Annotated in this window: 22 protein-coding genes; 6 read left to right on the forward strand and 16 right to left on the reverse strand. The window is 72.4% G+C overall.

The window, feature by feature from the left end; all coding sequences use genetic code 11:
- Positions 1-25: 25 nt before the first annotated feature.
- Together HWD93_RS16880 and HWD93_RS16885 are read right to left on the reverse strand one after the other, a co-directional pair.
- Positions 26-217 (reverse strand): DUF2273 domain-containing protein, encoded by a 192-nt coding sequence (locus tag HWD93_RS16880; RefSeq protein WP_070418041.1) that lies wholly within the window; start codon positions 215-217, stop codon positions 26-28.
- Positions 214-684, reverse strand: a complete 471-nt coding sequence (locus tag HWD93_RS16885; protein WP_261647440.1) for an Asp23/Gls24 family envelope stress response protein — start codon at positions 682-684, stop codon at positions 214-216. The genes HWD93_RS16880 and HWD93_RS16885 overlap by 4 nt, the downstream gene beginning before the upstream one ends.
- A 601-nt stretch (positions 685-1,285) precedes the next feature.
- Here HWD93_RS16885 and HWD93_RS16890 point away from each other — a divergent pair.
- From HWD93_RS16890 to HWD93_RS16900, 3 genes are read left to right on the forward strand one after another with little or no spacing between them, the layout of a single operon-like run.
- Complete coding sequence (locus tag HWD93_RS16890; RefSeq protein WP_261647441.1) at positions 1,286-1,867, forward strand: sigma-70 family RNA polymerase sigma factor; 582 nt, start codon at positions 1,286-1,288, stop codon at positions 1,865-1,867.
- Entirely contained in the window at positions 1,864-2,445 is a 582-nt protein-coding gene (locus HWD93_RS16895; protein WP_139219831.1) for a hypothetical protein, read from the forward strand. Before HWD93_RS16890 ends, HWD93_RS16895 begins: the two co-directional genes overlap by 4 nt.
- 9 nt (positions 2,446-2,454) lie before the next feature.
- Entirely contained in the window at positions 2,455-2,844 is a 390-nt protein-coding gene (locus HWD93_RS16900) for a hypothetical protein (protein ID WP_070418882.1), read from the forward strand.
- 157 nt (positions 2,845-3,001) lie between these two features.
- On the opposite strand, the gene HWD93_RS16905 is transcribed toward HWD93_RS16900, so the two are convergent.
- From HWD93_RS16905 to HWD93_RS16925, 5 genes are all read right to left on the reverse strand, one after another.
- Positions 3,002-3,766 (reverse strand): FAD:protein FMN transferase, encoded by a 765-nt coding sequence (locus HWD93_RS16905; protein WP_261647442.1) that lies wholly within the window; start codon positions 3,764-3,766, stop codon positions 3,002-3,004.
- Entirely contained in the window at positions 3,763-4,212 is a 450-nt protein-coding gene (locus tag HWD93_RS16910) for an FMN-binding protein (protein ID WP_261647443.1), read from the reverse strand. Before HWD93_RS16910 ends, HWD93_RS16905 begins: the two co-directional genes overlap by 4 nt.
- The gene (locus HWD93_RS16915; protein WP_261647444.1) at positions 4,209-5,669 is read right to left on the reverse strand and encodes a ferredoxin reductase family protein; all 1,461 of its coding nucleotides are present in this window, start codon (positions 5,667-5,669) and stop codon (positions 4,209-4,211) included. Before HWD93_RS16915 ends, HWD93_RS16910 begins: the two co-directional genes overlap by 4 nt.
- A 107-nt stretch (positions 5,670-5,776) precedes the next feature.
- A complete protein-coding gene (locus HWD93_RS16920) occupies positions 5,777-7,150 on the reverse strand; it encodes an ATP-binding protein (protein ID WP_261647445.1) in 1,374 nt (457 codons plus the stop codon).
- Positions 7,147-7,830: a response regulator transcription factor gene (locus tag HWD93_RS16925; protein WP_261647446.1), complete on the reverse strand. Its 684-nt coding sequence runs from the start codon at positions 7,828-7,830 to the stop codon at positions 7,147-7,149. The genes HWD93_RS16920 and HWD93_RS16925 overlap by 4 nt, the downstream gene beginning before the upstream one ends.
- Positions 7,831-8,015: 185 nt before the next feature.
- Here HWD93_RS16925 and HWD93_RS16930 point away from each other — a divergent pair, with 185 nt between their 5' ends.
- The gene (locus HWD93_RS16930) at positions 8,016-8,480 is read left to right on the forward strand and encodes a DUF2231 domain-containing protein (protein WP_261647447.1); all 465 of its coding nucleotides are present in this window, start codon (positions 8,016-8,018) and stop codon (positions 8,478-8,480) included.
- Between the two features lie 70 nt (positions 8,481-8,550).
- On the opposite strand, the gene HWD93_RS16935 is transcribed toward HWD93_RS16930, so the two are convergent.
- Positions 8,551-9,564 carry a cation diffusion facilitator family transporter gene (locus HWD93_RS16935; RefSeq protein WP_261647448.1) on the reverse strand — a complete coding sequence of 338 codons (1,014 nt, stop codon included), beginning with the start codon at positions 9,562-9,564 and terminating at the stop codon, positions 8,551-8,553.
- Positions 9,561-9,923, reverse strand: coding sequence for a metalloregulator ArsR/SmtB family transcription factor (locus tag HWD93_RS16940; protein ID WP_092387361.1), 363 nt, complete (start codon positions 9,921-9,923; stop codon positions 9,561-9,563). The genes HWD93_RS16935 and HWD93_RS16940 overlap by 4 nt, the downstream gene beginning before the upstream one ends.
- A 91-nt stretch (positions 9,924-10,014) precedes the next feature.
- Here HWD93_RS16940 and HWD93_RS16945 point away from each other — a divergent pair, with 91 nt between their 5' ends.
- Positions 10,015-11,349, forward strand: coding sequence for an MFS transporter (locus tag HWD93_RS16945; RefSeq protein ID WP_261647449.1), 1,335 nt, complete (start codon positions 10,015-10,017; stop codon positions 11,347-11,349).
- Positions 11,350-11,467: 118 nt separating this feature from the next.
- On the opposite strand, the gene HWD93_RS16950 is transcribed toward HWD93_RS16945, so the two are convergent.
- From HWD93_RS16950 to HWD93_RS16960, 3 genes are read right to left on the reverse strand one after another with little or no spacing between them, the layout of a single operon-like run.
- Positions 11,468-12,373, reverse strand: coding sequence for a helix-turn-helix transcriptional regulator (locus HWD93_RS16950; RefSeq protein ID WP_261647450.1), 906 nt, complete (start codon positions 12,371-12,373; stop codon positions 11,468-11,470).
- Positions 12,370-12,744, reverse strand: coding sequence for a DUF2255 family protein (locus HWD93_RS16955; protein ID WP_261647451.1), 375 nt, complete (start codon positions 12,742-12,744; stop codon positions 12,370-12,372). Before HWD93_RS16955 ends, HWD93_RS16950 begins: the two co-directional genes overlap by 4 nt.
- A 4-nt stretch (positions 12,745-12,748) precedes the next feature.
- Complete coding sequence (locus HWD93_RS16960) at positions 12,749-13,156, reverse strand: cupin domain-containing protein (RefSeq protein WP_071303198.1); 408 nt, start codon at positions 13,154-13,156, stop codon at positions 12,749-12,751.
- Positions 13,157-13,270: 114 nt separating this feature from the next.
- Between HWD93_RS16960 and HWD93_RS16965 the strand changes: the two genes are divergently transcribed.
- Entirely contained in the window at positions 13,271-15,325 is a 2,055-nt protein-coding gene (locus tag HWD93_RS16965; protein WP_261647452.1) for a GMC oxidoreductase, read from the forward strand.
- Positions 15,326-15,343: 18 nt separating this feature from the next.
- Here HWD93_RS16965 and HWD93_RS16970 read toward each other — a convergent pair whose 3' ends face one another.
- From HWD93_RS16970 to HWD93_RS16985, 4 genes are all read right to left on the reverse strand, one after another.
- Complete coding sequence (locus HWD93_RS16970; protein WP_261647453.1) at positions 15,344-16,144, reverse strand: GAF and ANTAR domain-containing protein; 801 nt, start codon at positions 16,142-16,144, stop codon at positions 15,344-15,346.
- A 239-nt stretch (positions 16,145-16,383) separates the two neighbouring features.
- Positions 16,384-17,559: a flagellar hook protein FlgE gene (locus HWD93_RS16975; RefSeq protein WP_070418840.1), complete on the reverse strand. Its 1,176-nt coding sequence runs from the start codon at positions 17,557-17,559 to the stop codon at positions 16,384-16,386.
- A 49-nt stretch (positions 17,560-17,608) separates the two neighbouring features.
- Positions 17,609-18,043, reverse strand: a complete 435-nt coding sequence (locus HWD93_RS16980) for a flagellar hook assembly protein FlgD (protein WP_092387374.1) — start codon at positions 18,041-18,043, stop codon at positions 17,609-17,611.
- 40 nt (positions 18,044-18,083) lie between these two features.
- A partial coding sequence (locus HWD93_RS16985) for a flagellar hook-length control protein FliK (protein WP_261647454.1) occupies positions 18,084-18,537 on the reverse strand: 454 nt, incomplete at its 5' end.

An 18,537-nucleotide genomic window follows, 5' to 3' on the forward strand; every position in this document is an offset into this window, starting at 1 on the left:
CGGCCCGGGACGTCCGGGCCGGCGTTCACCGGGAGCTCCGGCGTCCGGTCAGCACGTCGGCGAGGGCACCCCGGTCGATGCGGCCGGTGACGAGGGCGGCCACGAGGGCCCCGACGGCGCCGAACACGACCACGAGCACGAAGCCCCAGAACCCGAACTGCAGCGCCACGACGGCGAGGATCGCCCCGATGAGGGCTCCGATCAGTGTGTTGCTCATGCGACTCGCGCTTCCTTCTTCTCGTCGTCCTTGTCGTCGTCGTCACCCGGGATGAACACGTCCTGCACGGTCACGTTCACCTCGGCGACCTCCATGCCCACGATCTGCTCCAGCGCACGAGCGACACCGGCGCGGACACCGTCAGCGACCTGCTGCAGGGCGACGGGGTACTCCGCGACGATCACGATGTCCGCCGCGACCTGCTTCTCACCGACCTCGACCTTGACGCCCTGCCCGAAGTCACGCTGCCCGATCGCGTCACGGATCGCACCGATCGCACGCGCGGCACCGTTGCCGAGGGAGTGCACCCCGTTCACCTCACGCGCAGCGATCCCGGCGACCTTCGACACGACGGTGTCATCGATCGTGGTCTTGCCCGTGACGCCGCCGCTGTGGGTGCCCGTGTTCCGAGCGACCGCCGAAGCCGTCGCAGCCGAAGCAGTCGTGGTGGTCGTGGTGTCAGCCATGTTCGTTCCTTCCGTAGACCCGCCGGGCGATCCCAGCGGTTGCTGTTCACGGATGAGACGGGGCCCACCAGACGGAAGTCACACCCGGCTCGTGCTGTTCAGCGATGTCCCAGGAACGGGGTCGAACGACGGGGTTCTTGTCCCCCGCCGACGACCGCGGCGGCACCTGGCGCGCAAAGCGGCCGCAGCGTCGCGCGGGCTGTCCCGTTCCCGCGCGATCCCGGGGCCGCACGGGCTCGAGCGTGCGGAGCGCCGGCGACGGGAGTAGCGGCTACAGGTCCTGCAGTCGGCGCCCGGTGATCCCCTCGTTCCACCGCGTGACCGAACCCCCGACAACCGACTCGTGGTGTCCCGCGTGCCCGTCGGCGAGTCCGCAACGCCACCGGTCGAAGACGCTGAGGCACGGGACGCGGGGAAGCCGGTCGGACCCGGTGCCGCTCGGGACCGGTTCGGCGGGGTACGTGGCGTTGCTGTCGTCGATCATTCCGCGGAGAAGACGACGCGACACCCGGTTCCGTCACGAAACGGTCGGCCTCCGGTCCGCCCGGGCGTTTCGCCGCCGGCCGGTGCAGGGTGGACGGACCACGGCCGGACGGCGACCGTGGACGACGACCGGAAGGCGGGGATGGACCACGACGATCCCCTCCTGCGTGCGGAGGACGCCACCCTCGTGGTCCGTGCCGTCGAGGGCGACGTGCGCGCGTTCGAGGTCCTCGCCCGGCGCCACGGCCCGGTGATGCGCCTCTACGCCGAGCAGATGCTCGGTTCGAACGTCGAGTCGGACGACGTCGTGCAGGACTCCTTCCTGACCGGCTGGCGTCGACTGTCCGACCTCAACGACCCGGCCCGGTTCCGTCCGTGGGTGATGCAGATCGTCACCCGGAAGGCGCTCGACCGGCTCCGCCGACGACGACACCACGACGACGTCGACACCGTGCAGCACCCGGCCGAGGTCGCTCGGCAGCCGGAGCGTATCGTCGAGACGCGGATGCAGCTCGACGCGATGTGGACCGCGCTCGACCGCCTCCCCGCAGACCAGCGGCGGTGCTGGCTCCTGCGTGAGACGGTCGGCTACAGCTACCAGCAGATCGCCGACGAACTCGAGCTGCCGGTGTCGACGGTGCGTGGGCTGCTCGCTCGTGCCCGTCGGTTCCTGACCGTGGAGATGGAGGCATGGCGATGAGCGACATCGACGATGTCCCCGTGCCCGAGGACGACCTCGACGGCCACACGATGGAGGAGCTCGCGGAGTACCTCGATCGTGGCCGGTCACCACGCGACCCCGCCATCGAGGGCTCTGCCTCGTGCCGCCTCGCCCTGTCGAACATGGAGCGGCTGCGCGAACTCTCCCTCGGCGCCCTGCAGCACCGGGCCGACGCCGAACCGGACCGCGAGACCGACTGGGTCGACCGGTTGCTCGCGACGATCCGCTCCGAGGTCCGCCCCGGTCGTGACGTGCCCGTCCCCCACCCCGATCCCCGACTCCGCCTGTCCATGACCGAGGCCGCCGTCCGTGGACTGGTCCGGCGGACCGGCGACACGATGGGCGGGGTCGTGATGGGCAGCTGCACACTCGACGGTGAACTCGGCGACCCCGGGGCCCCCGTCCACGTGCGCGTGACCGCCGGACTCGTCTACGGGGCGCCCGCGGACGAGACCGCCGACCGCCTCCGGGTGCGGATCGCCGCGGCGCTCGCACGCCACACCACCCTGACCGTTGCGTCCGTCGACGTGGTGTTCGACGACGTCTACCTGCCGTAGGAGTCCGACGTGAGCGACGAAGCGCTGTCCCGAGCCCTCACCGACCGGATCCGGAGCGTCCCCGGCGTCACGGGCGTGTACCCGACGAGGCCGATCGTGCACGCGGCCGCGGAGGCCGTCGCGTCGACCTTCGCGCTGCAGGAGCCCGACGTGCTCGTCGACGTGCACCGCGACGGCTCGGCGCTCCGGATCGGGGCGGGGATCGCCGTCGACGACGCACGTCCGGCACCGGAGACGGTCCGTGAGGTGGGCGAGCGCATCCGCGACCTGGTCGACGAGCGGACGGGCGCCCCAGCCGACCTGGTCGAGGTGACGATCCGGCTCGTCGAGGGCATCGGCGGACCGGTCGACGAATCGGCCGGTCCCGATGCGGGCGAGCACTTCGCGACACCCGGCTGACGGGGGACGTGCGGCCCTCGACGCACCGCGGAGGGACGGGAGGCGCGGTGCGGGCCCGCACCGCGCCTCCCGTCCGCACGTGGTCACGGACGAGGCGGTCGTCCTGTCGTTCCGTGCTCGTGTGGCGACGATCGACCGCAGCCGCCACCTCGACGCGTCAGGTCGCGGCGGACGTCGCCCCGTCCTCGGTGCGTACGGCCGACCTGGCGCCGGGGGTGGCCCAGACCGTGCCGTCGGCGGCGAACGCGAGCACGTCGACGTCGGCGTCGCTCGTGAGCCGCCGGAGGTCGTCCTCGTCGCCGGCGACGACCGCGGTCGCGAGGACGTCCGCCGTGACGATGTCGTCGGCGATGACCGTCGCCTGGACGAACGTCGGGGTCGCCCGGCGCCAGATGTGCTCGCCGCGCTCGGCGGTGCCGGAGGTCGCGACCGCACGACGAGGTGCCTCGAGCCGGACGACGCCGACGACGGTGTCCCGGTGCGTCGGGTCGACGACGCCGACGCTCCAGGGGCCGTCGGCGCGGTGGTGGCCGCGGACGAGCACGTCGCCGCCGGCGCTGACCATCCAGTCGCCGCCGCCGTCACTCGCGGCGTCGAGGACGGCTCCGGCGTCGCGGATCGCGAGCGCCTTCACGACGCCGGAGAGGTCGATCACGCCGTCCGGGCGGTGCGGGGTGAACGCTCCCCCGGTGCGCTCCCGCCAGTCGAGCGCGAGCGCGTAGACGTCACGCACCTCGGACGGGGTGTCCGCGAGCCGGACCGAACCGTCGGCGACGCGGCTGAGGACCGACGACGGGTCGTACAGGCTGTAGCGGTGGTCGTAGCCGGCGAAGACGGCGCGCACCTCGGATGCGGCCTCCGGGGTGGCTCCCCGGAGGCTCACGACGGTGCCCATCGTCTCGAAGGTGGTGACGCCGCTCACAGTCCGGCCTTGTCGATCGCGGACTGGAGGGACGTCGTGTAGCCCTCACTGGTGAAGGTCGCGCCGCTGACGGACTGGACCTGCGCGGACTGCGCCTGCAGCGCCTCCTGGCGGAGGATCGGGGCCGCCTGCTGACTGATCTGCACCGACCGCCCGTCGCTGTTCGTGAGCTGCAGCGCGGTGACGTCGGTGATCGTCCCGTTCGCGACGGTGATCTGGACCTGCACCGGGCCGTACCGGGTCTGCGTCGTGTCGCCGGCGAAGGTGCCGGTGGCGGAGGACCCGCCGGTGGTGCCGGTGCCGGTGCTGCTGCCGGTGGTGCCGGCACCGGACGTCGTGCTCTGCTGTGCTGGTGCGGTGACCGCGGGCTGGCCGCCGAGCTGCCACCCGATGACCAGGACCGCGATCGAGGAGACGACCCCGCCGGCGATGATGCGTGCTCTCATGACTCGAACCGTTCCTGGTGGATCTGGTGCTCCGGGACACCGGCCGTTCGGGCTTCGCGGACGACCAGGTCGGACCACGCCCGCGGCCCGCACACGTACAGGTCCGACTGGAGCAGGTTCGGGAACACCGACCGGAGGGAGACCCCGCGCCGGACGTCCCCCTCGGTCATCCAGGTCTCGCGGGAGCGGGATCGGTGGCCGACCATCGTGTAGAGCCGGCTGCCCGTCACCTCGGCGAGGTCGGCGGTCTCGTGCCAGAGGTACTGCTGGTCGGCGTCGGCCCCGCGGAGCAGCACGGTAGCCTCACCCGGACGGAGGTCGGTGTCCTCGAGCAACGACCGCACGGGGGTGATCCCGATGCCGGAGGCGACGAGGGCGAGGTACGGGGCGGTCCGAGCCCGGCTGGTGAACAGGCCGTAGGGGCCCTCGAGGGAGACGAACGCACCCGGGGTGATCCGACCGAGTCGCGCGGAGCCGGCGCCGAGGTCGCGCACCGTGATCCGGGCACGATCGCGGCCGGGGACGGCGGAGAACGACACCGGGTGGGCGTGCCACCAGGTGCGGGCGGTCCAGAAGCGCCACACCCCGTACTGTCCGCCCTCGGTCCCGAGGCGGTCGAGGTCTCGTCCGGCGAGGTGGATCGACACGACGCCCGGTGCGATGGGCTCGACGCCGACGACACGGATGCGGTGGCGGAGCGTCACGACGAGGGGCAGCGCGAACCGGTACAGGGCGATCAGGCCGAGGGCCAGGACGTAGAGCGCGATCCAGTAGACCCGCTGCCACGTGCCCTGCGCGAGGACACTGCCGACGCTGAGCATGTGCGGCAGCGCGACGAGTACCGCGGCGTAGCTGAGGAGGTGGATGACGTGCCAGGCCTCGTACGGCAGGCGACGGCGGACCGCGACGAGCGAGGACACCACCACGGCGACGAAGAGTCCGAGTGCGAGGTAGGCCAGCGGCATGTCCGGCGTGGAGAAGAGCGCGATCGTCTCGGCGATCGGCCCGGTGCCCGCCGAGGCGCCGTACCCCAGGGTCAGGAGCGCTCCGTGCGCGAGCAGCAGGTACAGCACGGGCTTCCCGAGCGACCGGTGCACCGCGATGGCGTTGTCCTGGCCGAAGGTCCGGTCGATGAGCGGCACGCGCGCGGCGAGCACGAGCATGACGAGCACGAGGTCGGTCGCGACGAGTCCCGCGACGATCCCGGCGTCGGTGAGCCAGCCGCCGATGCCGTCGACCGTGTGCGATCCGGGCGACACGAGCCAGAGCATGACGGCCACCGCTGCCGAGACCCAGGCGAGGATCCCGAGCAGGTCGGTGACGGCGTTGCGGCGGCGTCCGGCTCGGCGCCGGCGGCGGGCCGCGACCTCGAGGGGTTCGTCGTCTCCGATGGGTCTCGGAACGGGACGAGCAGTGGGGCGAGCGGTGTCGATCATCGGCTCGTTCGTCTCCAGCATGCGATCGGGTGGCTCACAGCATCGGCATCGGAGCTATGGAGGAACCCGGAACGGGACGTGTCCTTCGTTCGAGACTTCGAGTGATCGACGCCGGCGTCGGATCGGCGTCAGATCGCGGGCAGCCGGACGGTCGCGATCGCGCCGCCGTGCCCGCCGTTCTCGCCGTTCTCGAGCGACGCCGTCCCGCCGGCCCGCTCGGCGATCCCACGGACGAGCGCCAGACCGAGTCCGCTGCCACCGAGCACCGCGCGCCGCGCACTGTCCGCCCGGGCGAACCGCTCGAAGGCCTGGGGCAGGAAGTCCTCGGGGACACCGCGACCGTCGTCGACGACGCTCAGTTCGAGCGCGTGCGAGGCGTCCTGGGCGAGCGTCACCCGGATCACGCCGCCGTCGTCCCCGGCGGCGATCGCGTTCGCGACCAGGTTGTCCACGATCCGGGCGAACGCGGCGGGCTCGAGGGCGTACCGCTCGTCGGGGGCGTCGAGCGCCGCGGTGAAGTCGATGTCCCGGTCGACGGCGCCACCGAGTGCACGCGCGCGGTCGATCGAGCCCATCAGCTCCGTCACGAGCGCCGACCCCGGGGTCGAGGGCGCGGGACCGTCCTCGTCGAGCCGGCTGAGCTCGAGCATCGTGTTCGCGAGTGCCACCAACCGCGCAGCGTCTCCTTCGGCGCCGCGCAGCTCCCGTTCGAGCGCCTCCGCATCGCCCGACGAGCGGTGTGCGAGCTCGAGCCGAGCGGTCAGGGCGGCGAGCGGTGTCCGGAGTTCGTGACTGGCGTCGGACACCATCCGCCGCTCCCGCTCGGCGTTCTCGCGCTGCCGGTCGATGAAGGCGTTGAGCGTCCGGGCGAGGGCGGCGAGCTCGTCGTCCGAGGTCCCGACCGGCAGGTGCCCGCCCGCGGTGCCGGCGCTCAGCGCCTCCGCGGTCCGCCGCATCCGCCCCACGGGCCGGAGGGCCAGCGTCGAGAGCAACCAGGCCGTCGCCGCGAACGCCACGAGCGCCAGGACCGTCCCGACGACGAGCGAGCGGTCCACGCGCTCGAGTGTCTCCTGCCCGGCACGACCGTCGTGGGCCGCCCACACCACCGCGGAACCGGTGTCGCTCGTGACCGGCACCCCGACGACGGTGACGAGCCGGTGCCCGGTGTGCAGACGGAGCGTGACCTCGTCCTCGGGGACACCGGACGGCAGCGCTGCCCGGACGTCGCGCGGCAGCGAGTCCACGAGCCAGGTGCCGGAAGCGGTCCGGATCCCGACCAGGACGTCCTCGGCGGGGCGGTCCGGCGCCTCGTCCGGGTTGTGACGGAGGTCGGAGACGAACGGCGCGGCGTCCCCGGCGGCGAGGGACTCGTCGGTCGCGATCGTCGCCCGCTCGATCTGCACGTGCAGCACGACCGCGATCCCGGAGAGGACCACGGCGCCCACGACGAGGCTGCCGAGCGTGATGCGCGCGCTGATCGAGAGGCGGCGGAGGACCCTCATGCCGTCGACACGACCTCGAGCGCGTAGCCGACGCCGCGCACGGTGCGGATCGCGACGTCGGCATCCGCCGCCTGGAGCTTCTTGCGGACGTAGCTCACGTACTGGTCGACGATCGTCGGGTCGAAGTGCTCGGCGCTCCCCCAGACCTCCTCGAGGACCTCGGCGCGGGTCCGCGGTGCCGGCGAGCCCTGGATGAGGAACCGCAGCAGCGAGAACTCCTTGACGCTCAGCGGCAGGTCACGCCCGCGCACGGCGGCGCGGACGGCGACGGTGTCGAGTCGGACCGAGCCGGCCTCGACGACCGTCGCGGTCCCCGCCGCGCGACGGCGCAGGTGGGCTCGGATGCGGGCGTTGAGCTCGGCGATCGCGAACGGCTTCGTGAGGTAGTCGTCGGCTCCGGAGTCGAGCCCGAAGACCCGGTCGTCCACCGCGTCGCGCGCCGTGACGAGCACGACCGGGAAGTCCTCGCCCATCTCGCGCAGCCGACGGCAGACCTCGAACCCGGACATCTCCGGGAGCATGACGTCGATCGCGGCCGCGTCGAAGGACTGCGCGCGGGCCTGGACGAGCGCGGCGACGCCGTCGGACACGACGGTCACGGCGTGCCCCTCGCCGACGAGCCCGCGTTCGACGAGCGCACCCATCTCGGGGTCGTCCTCGACCACCAGGATGTTCGCCACGTCACACCACCCCGCTCGTCCCGAGGAGCGATCCGATGACGAACGTCGCCGTGGTGGTCATGTCCCCAGCGAACCAGGTCCGGGCGCTTCCGTTCGTGTGAGGTTTCGAACGATGCCGGCGCCCGGAACCGCTTGGCTGGAGCCACAGCGCCGGTGTCGATCGGCGCACGATGTGGAAGGCCGACATGGACTGGCAGTTCGGCGGGATACCGCTCCACCCCCTCTTCGTCCACCTCACCTCCGTTGCCGTCCCGGTCGCGGCCCTCACCGCGATCGCCGTCGCCATGTGGCCGAGAGCACGGCGATGGCTCGCGGTCAGTGCGCCGATCATCGGGCTCGTCGCACTGGTGTCCGTGCCGCTCGCGACGTCTTCCGGCGAATGGCTGGAGCACCACGAGCGGGAGACCGCCTTGCTCGAACGGCACACCGAGCTCGCCGACGGGATGCTCCCCTGGTCGATCGCGGTCTTCGCGCTCCTGGCGCTCTGGTGGGCCTGGCACCGGTTCGGCACCGCCCGGGTGACGAACCGCGGCGCGGTGCGGGCCGTCGGGATCATCGGGCCGGTGCTGCTCGTGGTGGTCGCCGTCGTCTCGATCGTCGAGGTCGTCGTCATCGGCCACGCCGGGGCCGAGTCCGTCTGGAAGGGGTAGGCGCCGCTCCGCGTCGGACAGGAGGCGCGGTGCGGGCCCGCACCGCGCCTCCCGTCCGACCGTGCGCCGGTCAGTGCGTGTGGTCGCCGGTGCTGGTGGCCACCGCGGGGGTCACTGTGAACCGGTCGACGTTGCGCATCGCGTCGCGGAGGTGCTCCTCGGCGTGCTCCGCGAGGTGCGTGGCGGCGTGCAGGTCGGTGGCCGCGACCTCGACCGTCGCGGATCCCGTGAGCCGGTGCCCGGTCCAGCGGAGCCGGACGTCACGGACGGCGAGTACTCCGTCGGCGTGCTCGAGCGCGTGTTCCGCCCGGCCGACCAGCGCGGGATCGACCGCGTCCATGAGCCGCGCCCCGATCGACCGCACCGTTCCCCAGAGCAGCAGCAGGATCGAGATCGAGATGAGCAGACCGATGATCGGATCGGCGAGCGGGAATCCGAGCATCACGCCGACCGCACCGAGGACCACCGACAGGGACGTGAAGCCGTCGAGCCGGGCGTGCACCCCGTCGGCCACGAGCGCCGCCGAACCGATGCGCTGACCGACGCGGATGCGGTAGATCGCCACGATCTCGTTGCCGGCGAACCCGATGAGCCCGGCGGCGACGAGCAGCCAGGGCGCCTCCACCGGCCGCGGGTGGACGAACCGGTCGATCGCCTGCCACCCCGCGACGACGGCGGAGAGCGCGACGACGAAGACGATGAACATGCCGGCGAGGTCCTCGGCGCGACCGTACCCGTAGGTCATCCGGCGGGTCGCGAGGCGGCGACCGAGGACGAACGCGATCCACAGCGGCACGGCGGTCAGCGCGTCCGCGAAGTTGTGGATGGTGTCCGCGAGCAGGGCGATCGAGCCGGTGAACGCGACGATCACGGCCTGCAGGACCGTCGTGGCGAGCAGGACGAACAGGCTGGTCTTCAGCGCGCGGACGCCGGCGGCGCTGGCTTCCATCGCGTCGTCGATCGAGTCGGCGCTGTCGTGCGTGTGCGGGACGAAGAGGTGCTGGAGGAAGCTCCGCACCCCACCGTGCGGATGCGAATGGTCGTGCCCGTGGTCGTGCGGGTGCGTGTGGTCGTGGCCGCTCATGCCCGTCCCGGCTCCCCGCGGTGGTGCGGTGGGGCGCCGACCACGTGTTCCGCCTGCTTGACCGCGTCGATGACGAGCTCGGACGCGTGCTCGTCCGTGAGCCGGTAGAACACCGTCGTGCCCTCGCGCCGCGTCGAGACCATCCGGGCGAGCCGCAGCTTCGCGAGGTGTTGCGAGACCGCTGCCGGAGTCTTGTCCACGACGTCCGCCAGGTGGTTCACGGACATCTCCTCGGCGCTGCGCAGGGCGAGGATGATCTTCACCCGGGTCGCGTCCGCGAGCATCGCGAACACCTCGACCGCGAGCTCGACGTACTCCGACTCCGGATCGAGTCCGCATGGTTGCTTGTCTACGTGCACACGCAGATACTAATGCACTGGCGCGTCACCGCCACCCGGGGTTCCCGCTCAGGGCATCCCACCCGGCCGCCCGGCGCGCGAACATTCGACCGTGACCACCTCGACGCCCCGGGCCGCGCTCGTCCTGGCCTCCCTCGGGTTCTTCCTCATCACGCTCGACATCCTGATCGTGAACGTCGCGCTGACGTCGATCGGCCGGGAGCTCGGCGGCAGCACCTCGGGCCTGCAGTGGGTCATCGACTCGTACACGCTGCTCTTCGCGTCCCTACTGCTGATCGCTGGCAACCTGTCCGACCGCATCGGTGCGAAGCGTGCCATCGGGTGGGGCATCGCCGGGTTCTTGCTCGCCTCCGTCGCCTGCGCGATCGCTCCGACGCTCGGCACCCTGATCGGAGCGCGCGCCGTCCAGGGCGCTGCGGCAGCGGTCATGCTGCCGGCGTCGATGGCGCTCGTCCGCGAGGCGTTCCCGGACGCCCGCGAACGCGCCCACGCCCTCGGCATCTGGGCGGTCGGCGGCGCCGTGGCCGGAGCGGTCGGGCCGGTCCTCGGCGGCGCGCTGACCACGGTCGACTGGCGGCTCGTGTTCGCGATCAACCTGCCGGTGTGCGTCGTCATGCTCGGCATGCTGGTGCGAGTGGCGCCCTCGCCCCGTCGCCCGAGCCGGTTCGACCCAGTCGGCCAGGTGCTGGCGCTGCTCACACTCGCCGGACTCGTCTTCGGCCTCATCGAGGGCGGCGCGCACGGTTTCGGCACCGGGGACGTCGTCGCCGCACTCGTGGTCTCCGCCGCGTCGCTCGTCGGGTTCCTCGTCGTCCAGGCCCGGGGTCGCTCTCCGATGATGCCGCTCGACCTGTTCCGGTCGAGCGGCATGCGGATCGCGCTCGGAGTCGGGTTCGCGTTCATGGTCGGCAACTTCGGCAGCGTCTTCGTGCTGAGCCTGTACCTGCAGCAGCACCTCGGGCTGTCGCCGCTGCTCGCCGGACTCGTGTTCCTGCCGTCCGCGGCGTGCAGCATCGTCGGCAACGTCGTCAGCGGCACCCTCGCCAACCGCTTCGGCGCCCGCGTCCCGGTCGTCGCCGGGCTCACCACGATGGTCCTGGGTCTCGTCGTGGTGATCGTGTCCGCACCGTTCGACTCGTGGGTCGCCGTCGCCGTCTGCGCGGTCCTGACCGGCGCGGGCGGATCGGTCGCGATGCCGCCGGCGACGTCCGTCGTCCTCGCCAGCGTCCCCGCGGAACGCTCCGGGACCGCGAGCGCCGTGTTCAACACCTTCCGCCAGGTCGGCGGCGCCGTGGCCATCGCCGTGTTCGGCGCCCTCCTCGCCGACCGGGCGCACTTCGTGACCGGCACCCAGGTCAGCTTCGTCGTCGCGGGAGCCGTCATCCTCGTCGCCGCGGTCGCGGCCACCCGAATCCGGACCACGTGACGGACGGGCCGGTGGATCGAGACGCGACCGTTGACGGACGGGAGGCGCGGTGCCGGCTGGCACCGCGCCTCCCGTCCGCTGTGTGGTCGCGTCGCGACCCGGTGTCAGCGGGCCGTCGTCACGCGCGTCCGTCCGCCGCAGCGGGGTCGGCGGCGTGCGCCGCGTCCCGGCGCTCGGTGGCGTCGAGGGATCCGAGCAGGCGGAGCGCATCCGCCGTCGGCGAGCCCGGTTCGGCCGTGTAGAGCAGGAAGCTCAGCGCCGGATCGCTCATCAGGCGGGAGCCCTCGAACAGCAGGTCGAGCGCGCCGACGACCGGGTGCACGAAGTGCTTCTCGCCGGTGCCGTGCCGGCGGACGTCGTGCGCGCCCCACTTCGTCCGGAACTCGGGGCTGCGCGTGGAGAGCTCGCCGACGAGGTCCTGCAGCTCCCGGTCGTGCGGGTCGTGCCCCGCGGCTGCCCGGAGGATCGCCACGCTCTGGTCGGCGGCGAGGTCCCAGTCCGGGTAGAACGCGTCCGACCACTCGCGGTCGAGGAAGGCTGCGCGTGCGAGGTTCGGGCGCTCGGCCTTCCGGAAGAGGTCGGCGTAGAGGGCCCGTCCGAGCGCGTTCGCGCCGAGCACGTCGAGGCGGTCGTTGCGGATGAACGCCGGTCCCCCGGTGAAGGCGTCGAGCGCGTACTGCAGGCCGGGACGCAGCGTCTTCGGGGTCGTGGACCGGCGGCGGGCGGCCCGCACCGGCGAGGCGTTCGCGGCACGGGCGAGGTCGAACAGGTGGTCGCGTTCGGCGTCGTCGAGGAGCAGCGCACCGGCGATCGCGTGCAGGACGCTCTCGGACACCCCGGAGAGACTGCCGCGCTCGAGCCGGGAGTAGTACTCGACGCTCACGTCGGCGAGCATCGCCACCTCGCCACGGCGGAGGCCCGCGACCCGCCGGTTCGCTCCTGCGGGCAGGCCGACCTGCTCGGGGCGGACGCGGGCGCGCCGACTGACGAGGAAGTCCTTGACGTCGTCGCGGTTCGTGCTCATGGACGGGGACTGATCCGGACGGTCGCCGAGGTCGGTCCGTCCTGCAGCATCGGGGGCAGGTACGGGCTGCCGGCGTACTTCGCCTCGTAGGCGGCGTCGATGCGGCTGTTCAGGTCGGGGCCGACGGCCTCGAAGGCGGCCTCGTGCTCGGTCCCGGCAGCGCGGATCCTGCCGGCACCCTGCTCGACGGCGGCCCGGTACCACCGGGAGCGCCGACCGTTGTAGGCGCGGGCGTACAGCCCGCCGTCGACGACCACGGACCAGATCCACGTCGGCGTGCCGTACGTCGTGCCGTCCCCCCGGAACGGGCTGACGTGGAGGTCGTCGCTCGCGGCGATCGCGGCGATCGTGTCCTCGTCCCAGTTCGTCATCGGGTCACCGGCCCGCGAGGTCGTCGTCGGAGACGTGCTCGAGCCAGGTGGTCGTGGTCGACGGGTCGTCGGCGCTCTCGAGCATCGCGAAGTGTTCCATGAAGGTGCCCTCGGCGGAGGCGTGGAAGTGCTCCTCGCCCGGTGAGACGTACACGGTGTCACCGGGACGCGCGGTCACGACCTTCCCGTCGCGGGTCCCGAAGCGCGCCACGCCCTGGGTGACGCGGAGGAACTGGCCGCGGGCGTGGGAGTGCCAGGCGGTGCGGGCACCCGGGGCGAACTTCACGAGCGCGAGCGTCGCGCGCTGGTCGCCGTCCTGCGGGGTGACGATCGGGTCGACCCACACGTCGCCGGCGAACTGCTCCGGCGGGTTCTTGGCGGTGGGCTGCTTCGGCAGGATCTCCTGCGGCATGGGTTCGTCCTCTCTCGGCGGGTGGTCGTGTGCCCGCTGCGTCCGACGCTACGACCGATGGCGGTCGGGAGGGATGTCCTGACAGGGTGACCCTGTCGGTCTAGCGTTGCGGGCATGGGCAGTGACGCACCATCGATGACCGGTCGCGGCGATTCGACGCAGCGGCTGTTCCTCCGCCGCAACCGCGCTCGACTGCAGTCCCTCGTCGACCGGGTCGTGCCCGCCGACGAGTACCCGTCGGCGTCCGAGGCCGGTGCGCTCGAGTTCCTGGCGTCGGTCCTCGACGAGCGTCCGGACTGGCTCGACCGGGTCCGTGCGGTCGTGGACGGCCACGACCAGGACGACGACCCCGACTGGGCGTGGTTCGCGGGGATCGTCGCCGCCGGCTACTACGCCGACGCGGGCAACGGCGGCAACGCCGGCGAACGCTCGTGGGAGATGGTCGGCTGGCAGCCCGGGCCGCCGGCGGGGTGGAGCGTCCCGGTGCCGGTGCCCACCGCGCAGCCGGTGGTGGTGCGCCCGTCGGAGTTGGCCGAGCGGTACGACGCGATCGTCATCGGTTCGGGTGCCGGTGGGGGTGTCGCGGCGTGCGGGCTCGCCGAGTCCGGGCGCCGCGTCCTCGTGGTCGAGGCCGGGGCCTGGCCGGGCACCGCCGACCTCGCGCAGGACCACATCCGCAATCCCCGGTCGACGTGGGGGCTCGCACCGCGGTCCGGTCCCGTCGACCTCGGCAACCCGCGCGTGATCGCCTCGCCCGAGGGAGACCGGGTCGCCCGGCCGTCCGACTGGGACTGGCACAACAACGCCTTCACGGCGGGCGGTGGCACGAGGGTCTACGGTGCGCAGGCGTGGCGGTTCGCCCCGAGGGACTTCACGATGGCCACCGACCACGGCGTGCCGGACGGCAGTGCCCTGGCGGACTGGCCGATCGGCTACGCGGACCTCGAGCCCTGGTACGAGCGGGCGGAGTGGGAGCTCGGCGTGAGCGGCGACGGCGACGGTCCGTGGGCGGGTCCCCGCACACGGGCGCTGCCGATGCCGGCGATGGCGGCGGGACCCGCGCGGGAGCGGCTGGCGCGGGCCGCGACCGAGCTCGGCTGGTCGACGGTGCACGTCCCGCTGCTCGTCAACTCGGTCCCCTTCCTCGGGCGGGGAGCGTGCGAGCAGTGCGGGATGTGCGTCGGGTTCGCCTGCCCGGTCGACGCGAAGAACGGCAGCCAGAACACGATGCTCCCCCGGGCCTTCGCCACCGGGAACGCGTCCGTCCTCCTCGAGACCCGGGCCGCGCGGATCCGGACGGACCGGTCCGGCCGCGTCGTCGGGGTCACGCTCGTCGGGACGGTCGACGGCGTCGACTGGCGTTCGGACGTCGACGCGGCGGAGGTGGTCGTCGCGGCGGGAGCGGTGGAGTCCGCCCGGCTCCTCCTCAACAGCCGCAGCGAGCAGGAACCGAACGGGCTCGGCAACGGCCAGGACCAGGTCGGACGACACCTGCAGGGGCACCGGTACGGCGGCGCGATGGGCATCTTCGACGACGTCGTCGAGGACGGCCTCGGGCCCGGGCCCTCCATCGCCACGACCGACTTCCGGCACGGCGTCCCCGGGCAGATCGGCGGCGGAATCATCGCGGACGAGTTCGTCGCGACGCCGTCGAACACCTACGCGTACCTCACCGGGTTCGGGCTCCTCCCCCGTGCGGGCATCGACAGCAAGCACGGGATGCGCGACCTCGCCCGCCGGAGCATGCGACTGATGGGGCCGATCCAGGAGGTCACGTCCGCCGACTCCCGCGTCCGGGTCGACCCCGCCGTCACCGACCGGTGGGGCGTCCCCGTCGCACGGTTCAGCGGTGGTCCGCACCCGGAGGACACCCGTGCCCGCGACCACACCAGTGCGCGGAGCGGAGACTGGCTCCGGGCCGCGGGTGCGACGCGGGTCGCCGAGATGCACGGGGAGCTGACCGGGACGAGTGGTGGCCAGCACCAGGCCGGGACCCTCCGCATGGGCGACGACCCGCGCACGTCGGTCGTCGATCCGTTCGGCCGGGTGTGGGGACACGACAACCTGCGCGTCGCCGACGGGTCGGTGCACGTCACGAACGGCGGGGTGAACCCGGTGCTGACGATCTTCGCGACGGCGATGCGGACGATCGACGACATGGTCCGGTGACGTCGGGCGCCGCTGACGCTACCCGCGGCGACGGGTGCGGGGGTCCTTCGGGTCCGTCGGGTCCGGCGGGTCCGTCGGGTCCGGCGGCTCCGTCGGCTCCGTCGGCTGACCGAGGACGGTCCGTCCGGCGAGGACGGCCAGCGCGACCTCGGTGGCCGGGAGCCGGTTCCGCCGCGCGTGGTCGCGCAGCAGCGAGAACGCGGTCGCCGGGTCCACGCCGTTCCGGTTGGCGAGCCACCCCTTCGCCTGCTCGATGACCGTCCGGCTCTCGAGGGCCGCCTGCAGCTGCGCCTGTGTCGTCACGGCGTCGTCGATGGTCCGCTGCTGCACGACCGAGATCGCGGCGATGTCCGCCAGTGCCCGCGCGGCGACGAGGTCGTCCTCGTTGAACGCGCCCGTGGACTCACCGAACAGGTTGAGCGACCCGATGACCGTCGCCCGGAGCCGCAGTGGGATCGAGTGGACGGCGCGGTACCCGGCGTCCGCAGCGGCCCGGGAGAAGTGCGGCCATCGAGACTCGGCGTCCAGGACGTCGGGGATCGAGACCACGGTCCCCGTCCGGGTGGCTTCGAGGCAGGGTCCGTCGCCGACCTCGAGCTGCAGGAGCTCGAGCAGTCCGCTGTGGTGCCCCACCGAGGCGGCGATGTGCAACCGGTCGTCCGACCCGAACAGCATCAGCCCGGCGGCCTGCACGTCGAACAACGCCGCCGACTCGTCCACGAGGAGCTGCAGGCGGCCCGCGAGGTCACGTGGACCGGTGGCGCCGCCGACCAGTTCGATGATCGTGTCGAGCAGTCGTCGTTCGCGGTCGACACCCAAGGGGTCACTCCAGATTCGGTGATCAGAAGTGGCCGGTCGTGCGCTGCTCCAGCGGTCGGGGACCGCGTGGTCCCACCGTACGGCCCGCACATGCGAACGCACCCGGGCGTCCGACGTGCCTGACCAGCGCACGACGGAAGGCACCGCGAACCGCGGTTCCCCGTGGTTCGCGGTGCCTTCCGTTGTGCGCAAGCACCCCGCACCGCGGGGCGCCGCCGCGGCCGCGCCGCGCCCCCGCGCTACCGCTTCAGGTTCGTCAGCTCCTGCAGCACCTCGTCCGAGGTCGTGATGATGCGCGCGTTCGCCTGGAACCCGCGCTGCGCCACGATGAGGTTCGTGAACTCCTGCGACAGGTCGACGTTCGACATCTCGAGCGTGCCCGACGCGAGCTGCCCGACACCGGGCGACCCCGGGGCGCCGACCGTGGCGTTGCCGGAGTTGGCCGTGGCGCGGTAGCCCGACGCCCCGGTCTTCTCGAGGCCGGCCGGGTTCGCGAACGTCGCGAGGGCGATCCGACCGATGGCTAGCGACGCACCGTTCGAGAACGTCCCGACGACCGTGCCGTCCTTCGAGATCGAGTAGCCCTGGAGCGACCCGGCCTCGTGGCCGTTCTGCGACGAGATCGACGCGGTGTTGAGCGAGGCGAAGCCCGTGAGCTGCCGCATGTCGACGGCGATGCCCCCGACGGCGAGCGTGCCACCGGCCGTGAGCTTGCCGTCGGTCCCGAACGTGAGCGACGTCGTCGCCTGGGTGCCCTGGCCGTCGGTCGCGGTGACGTCCCAGCCGGCAGCGGTGCGCTCGTAGGCGATCGACATGGTGTGCTTCGCACCGGACGCGTCGTAGACGGTGGCGTCGCGGGTGATGACCGCGCCCACGGCGGTCTCGGACGGCAGGTTGCCGGTCACACCAGCGGTGGAGGTGCGGACGGCGGGCGCGGCGGCGTCGAGCGGCAGGACGATGTCCGACAGGGCGCCGTTCTCGTTCACGACGCCGTTCGTGGCCGGGTAGCCCTGCACGATCTTCCCGTCGGCGCTGACGAGGCGGCCGTCGGCGTCGAAGTCGAACGCACCGGCGCGGCTGTACACGGTGTCGTTGCCGAGGCGCGTGACGAAGAACCCGTCGCCGGAGATCATCAGGTCGGTGGCCTTGCCGGTGGCCTGGGCGGAGCCCTGGGCGAAGTTCGTGGAGACGCCGGCGACCTGCACGCCGAGGCCGATCTGGGCGGGGTTCGTGCCGCCGATGCCGGTCTGCGGTCCGCCGGCACCTTGAGTCATCTGCGACAGGGTGTCCTGGAAGACCGTCGACGACGACTTGAAGCCGACGGTGTTGACGTTGGCGATGTTGTTGCCCGTGACGTCCAGCATCTGCTGGTGCGAACGGAGGCCGGAGATCCCGGAGTAGAGCGAGCGGAGCATGGTGCGTCCTTTCGTGGAGGTACCGAAGAAGAAGAAGAAGGAGAGGGGGTCAGGAGGTCGTCTTGATGCCGGAGATCACGTCGAGGTTGACCTCCTTCCCGTTCACCGTCACGGTCGGCACGCTCTGGGCGTACGACACCGCGGTCGCCGTCCCCGTGATCGAGGTGCCGGACGTGGCGTCGGTGTAGCTGACCTGCTTCCCGACGAGGTTGGCGGCGGCGATCCGCATCTGCAGCGAGAAGTTCTCGTTCGCCGTCGTGGTCTGGTTGGTGATCTGCTCCATCATCGCGAGCTGCGTCTGCTGGCTGATCATCTGGTTCGTGTCCATCGGCGAGGACGGGTCCTGGTTCTGCAGCTGCGTGACGAGGAGCTTCATGAACACCTCGGAGTCCATCGTCTGCGAACGCGAGCTGGTCTGGTTCGCGGCGAGGGCCGCGGCCTGGGCGGCCTGGTCCACGGTGCCGGTGATGCCGTCGATCGGCATGGTCGTTCCCTTCGGTTCTGCCTGTGCGGGCGGTCGTCGCTCAGGCGAGGACGTCGAGTCCGACGGTGCGGACGGTGGGCGTGTGGGCGGTGCCGGGTGCGCGCGGGGTGCGCCGCGCCTCCTGGCCGGTGTCGACGCGTGGACCCGTCTGGGCGGGCCGTTCGTCGTGCCCGGAGCGGGTGTCCGGGTGGTTCTGCGAGGACAGGTCGAGCGTGGTCGACAGTCCGGAGCCGGCGGCGTCGCGGCGGAGGTCCGGCATGACCTGCCGGACCGCGTCGCGCCCCGCGTCGGAGGCGGCGAAGAGCTCGACGTGCATCCCGTGCGCGGTGACGTGCGCTCGGACGGTGACGGGGCCGAGCGTGTCCGGCGTCACCTGGACGGTGACGACGTGCTCCCCCGGGCCGGCCTGTGCGAGCGTGAACACCGGGCGGGCCAGCTGCTGGGCGAGCGGGCCCGGAGCGTTCGCGGTCGCTGCGCCGGACGTCGGGGTGGCC

It is taken from the genome of Curtobacterium sp. C2H10, from assembly GCF_025407985.1.
Taxonomy (GTDB): domain Bacteria; phylum Actinomycetota; class Actinomycetes; order Actinomycetales; family Microbacteriaceae; genus Curtobacterium.

What these genes read in the sequence shown, in the direction of transcription:
- HWD93_RS16880 (WP_070418041.1), bottom strand. Translation starts at nt 217, where the DNA reads ATGAGCAACACACTGATCGGAGCCCTCATCGGGGCGATCCTCGCCGTC.
- HWD93_RS16975 (WP_070418840.1), bottom strand. Translation starts at nt 17,559, where the DNA reads ATGCTCCGCTCGCTCTACTCCGGGATCTCCGGCCTCCGTTCGCACCAG.
- HWD93_RS16955 (WP_261647451.1), bottom strand. Translation starts at nt 12,744, where the DNA reads ATGACGAACTGGGACGAGGACACGATCGCCGCGATCGCCGCGAGCGAC.
- HWD93_RS16910 (WP_261647443.1), bottom strand. Translation starts at nt 4,212, where the DNA reads ATGAGAGCACGCATCATCGCCGGCGGGGTCGTCTCCTCGATCGCGGTC.
- HWD93_RS16935 (WP_261647448.1), bottom strand. Translation starts at nt 9,564, where the DNA reads ATGAGCGGCCACGACCACACGCACCCGCACGACCACGGGCACGACCAT.
- HWD93_RS16885 (WP_261647440.1), bottom strand. Translation starts at nt 684, where the DNA reads ATGGCTGACACCACGACCACCACGACTGCTTCGGCTGCGACGGCTTCG.
- HWD93_RS16930 (WP_261647447.1), top strand. Translation starts at nt 8,016, where the DNA reads ATGGACTGGCAGTTCGGCGGGATACCGCTCCACCCCCTCTTCGTCCAC.
- HWD93_RS16980 (WP_092387374.1), bottom strand. Translation starts at nt 18,043, where the DNA reads ATGCCGATCGACGGCATCACCGGCACCGTGGACCAGGCCGCCCAGGCC.
- HWD93_RS16960 (WP_071303198.1), bottom strand. Translation starts at nt 13,156, where the DNA reads ATGCCGCAGGAGATCCTGCCGAAGCAGCCCACCGCCAAGAACCCGCCG.
- HWD93_RS16895 (WP_139219831.1), top strand. Translation starts at nt 1,864, where the DNA reads ATGAGCGACATCGACGATGTCCCCGTGCCCGAGGACGACCTCGACGGC.
- HWD93_RS16950 (WP_261647450.1), bottom strand. Translation starts at nt 12,373, where the DNA reads ATGAGCACGAACCGCGACGACGTCAAGGACTTCCTCGTCAGTCGGCGC.
- HWD93_RS16915 (WP_261647444.1), bottom strand. Translation starts at nt 5,669, where the DNA reads ATGCTGGAGACGAACGAGCCGATGATCGACACCGCTCGCCCCACTGCT.
- HWD93_RS16920 (WP_261647445.1), bottom strand. Translation starts at nt 7,150, where the DNA reads ATGAGGGTCCTCCGCCGCCTCTCGATCAGCGCGCGCATCACGCTCGGC.
- HWD93_RS16965 (WP_261647452.1), top strand. Translation starts at nt 13,271, where the DNA reads ATGGGCAGTGACGCACCATCGATGACCGGTCGCGGCGATTCGACGCAG.